The organism is Cellulomonas sp. P5_C6, from assembly GCF_054049635.1.
On the sequence record NZ_JBFULZ010000302.1, the window covers coordinates 1 to 3005 of the forward strand.

Below are 3005 nucleotides of genomic sequence, written 5' to 3' on the forward strand. Positions count from 1 at the left end.
TGTACTGACCCGGAGCGTTGTTGACGCGGTCGATGGGGCGTTGGCCGCCGATGCCGAGGTGGGGTCGTTCCAGGTTGTAGTGCTCGAGCCAGGTCGGCAAGAGCGCGGCGCGTTCGGCGTTGCTGGTGAACACCTGGGAGTAGGCCCACTCGGCGGCCAGGGTCCGGTTCAGGCGCTCCACCTTGCCGTTCGTCCACGGGCAGTGCGGCTTGATGAACTTCAGGGTGATCGCCAGGTCGGCGGCGGCCTGGTGGAACACCTTCGCCAGGCGGTAGTTCTTCGCGTTGTCGCTGATCACCCGCTCGACCGTGATCCCGTAGGCCGCGTAGAACGCGGCCGCCCGGGTCAGGAAGGCGGCGCAGGTCGTGCCCTTCTCGTCGTCGTGGATCTCGGCGTAGGCCAGCCGGGAGTGGTCGTCGATCGCGGTGTGCACGTAGTCGTAGCCGACCACCGCGTGCCCGGTGACGTGCGAGGCGCGCGACTGGGCCGGGTCAGCGCGCCACCCACCGCCGGCCGGGATGCGGCCGAGCTTCTTGACGTCGATGTGCACCAACGAGCCCGGGTAGGGGTGCTCGTAGCGGTGCGCCGAGGCGCGTGACGCCCGGATCAGCTGCCCGGTCAGCGGGTCGCACTCTCGCAACCTCGGCACCCGGTGGCGGGCCAGGATCCGCCCGACMGTCGAGGCCGGCAGGCCCAGCTGGTGACCGATCCAGACCGGGCCGCGTCGGGACAGCATCCGCGCGATCCGCACCCGGGTCTCCACGCACGCCGGCGTGTGGTGCGGGTGGCTGCGCGCGACGCTCGGGCGGTCCACCAGCCCGGGCCGCCCCTCGMGCTGGAACCGGCGCCACCACCGCCACGCCGTGGTCCGCGAGACACCCATCTCCGCGGCCACATGAGCGACCGGGCGACCGGCCGCGATGCGTTGCACCAACACGAACCTGCCGGCAGGCGTCAGCCGGGCATTAGCGTGAGACACGAGAGACCTCCGTTGGTCCAAGTGGTTCCTTCAGCAGTCCCACTCGACCCGGAGGTCTCTCGTCACGTCAACAACGGTCTTGGTCAGTACAACTAGGGCGTCGGCGTCGGGGTCGGTGCCGCGCCGCAGATGATCTTGTTCTGCGGCTTGTAGCGCCACGAGTTCGACTCGGTCTTCTTCAGCTCGCCGTTCAGGTACGTCTTGCGCGTGACCGTCACCGAGAAGCCCGGGTTGCCCGCCGACGACGCCTCGCACGTGGGCGACTGCGAGTAGACGGTCGTCGGTGCGACGACGCCCGAGCGCGGGCTGGTGATCGACTCGACGGTCCAGTACTTGGTCCCCCAGACGCGCACGTACACGCGACCCTCGGAGACCCACGCCTGCACCAGCGCGCCGTACGGCGTGTTGTTCTTCCACCGCATGTCGAGCGTGCCGGTGAAGATCGTCGCCTCGCGACCCTCGGGGTACCGGGCGAACCACTCGCTGTGCGGGCGGTGCTCGATGTCCTCGAAGCCGGCCAGGAACGCGGCGTTGTACGTCGTGGTCGAGATCTGGCTCAGGCCACCGCCCCACGCGTCCGTGTGCTCGCCGCTGACGATGGCGCCGGCCTCGACGAAGCCGTGCGCCGCGTCGATCGGGCCGAGCGCGTCCGTCAGGCTGAACGTCTCGTCGGGGCGGATGAGCGTGCCGCTGATCTTACTGGCGCCGTTGGTGATGTTCACCGTCCGGCGCGGCTCGCTGGTCAGCGGGGTGGAGAACTCCGAGACGATCTCCTTGACGCCGAGGGCCTCGAGCTCCGCGGTCGACTGCGCCGGGTCCGCCTCGACCAGCTCGACGTGGGCCGTCCGGTCGCTCGAGGTGGCCGCGGTGGCGACCGAGGTGGCCAGCGCGGCCGGGTCGAGCGACGTGCCGGGTGTGCCCGGGACGATCACCGGCGCGTCGTTGACGAACTCGAAGTGCGCGTCGGCCGACGCCGTCAGCAGGTCCGGCAGCTGCGCGAGCACGGCGTCCGACAGGCCCTGGCCGTTCATCTGCAGCACCAGGTTGCCGTCGGTCGGCACGTACGCGGCGTTGGCCGCCAGCGTCGGCACGTCCAGCATCGCGATCTGCTCGGAGACCATCACCGACACCGGCGCCGACGTGACCTTCTGCGCCTCGGTCAGCGCGGCGTCCGTCTCGGCCTGCGTGATGTCCGGCTCGACCGTCACGGTCGGCAGCTCGATCGGCCGGGCCGCCACCAGCCAGTCCGCGCTCAGCACGTGCGCCGCGCCGTCCTGGTCCAGGTCCCAGCCGTCGACCGCCGCCGTCGACTGCGCCGTGGCGTCGACGAACACGATCGTGCCGTCCACCGGCGCCAGCGCCAGCGACGTGCCCAGGTCGCTCAGCGCGGCCGCCAGCGCCTTGTCGTCGACCGACGTCACGGGCTCCTGCTCGCCGACGCCGCCGATGTGCTGCCACAGCCGCCTCGGCTCCGCCAGGTTCACGCCCGTCAGCTCGTCGACCGTCGCCTGCGAGTCGAACGACAGGCCCGCCGCGACCGGGTCGATCGTCGCCTGGACGTCGTTGGCGACGACCTCGATCGGCTGCGTCGTGGCGTCCGCCAGCTCCTGGTCGAGCCGAGCGACCGCCTCCTTTGACGTCAGTCCGCCGATGTCCACGCCGGCCACCGTCGCGCCGCGCGGCACCCGGTCAGCCAACCCGTAGGACGCCCCGACGTAGGCCGCGGCGAGCACGACCACGACACCCAGGGCGATGAGCAGCCGACGAGGCCAGCGACGCTTGCCGTCCTCCGCCTCGAACACGTCGAGCGGCGACTCCTTGCGCGCCGACTGCGGCACCGGGCCCGACGGGATCGGACCGTGCGGCGGTGCGGCTGCGGCTGCTCCGGCTGCGGCGGCTCCGGCTGCGGCTGCTCCGGCTGCGGCTGCGCTCGGGGGGACCGGGCCGGACTGGATCCGGGTCGGTGCGGGCGGGGTCGCGGCCGGCGTCGTCGGCGCGGCTGCGGCGGCTGCCGTGGGGGGCAGGG

The 3005-nt window shown here is 71.9% G+C and carries 2 protein-coding genes; both read right to left on the reverse strand.

From position 1 onward, the window contains the following. Nucleotides 1-979, reverse strand: a 979-nt coding sequence (locus tag ACXJKG_RS20440) for an IS481 family transposase (RefSeq protein ID WP_456847553.1), incomplete at its 3' end; no start/stop codon positions are given. Nucleotides 980-1071: 92 nt separating this feature from the next. Continuing rightward, a partial coding sequence (locus tag ACXJKG_RS20445) for a VanW family protein (RefSeq protein WP_456847554.1) occupies nucleotides 1072-3005 on the reverse strand: 1934 nt, incomplete at its 5' end.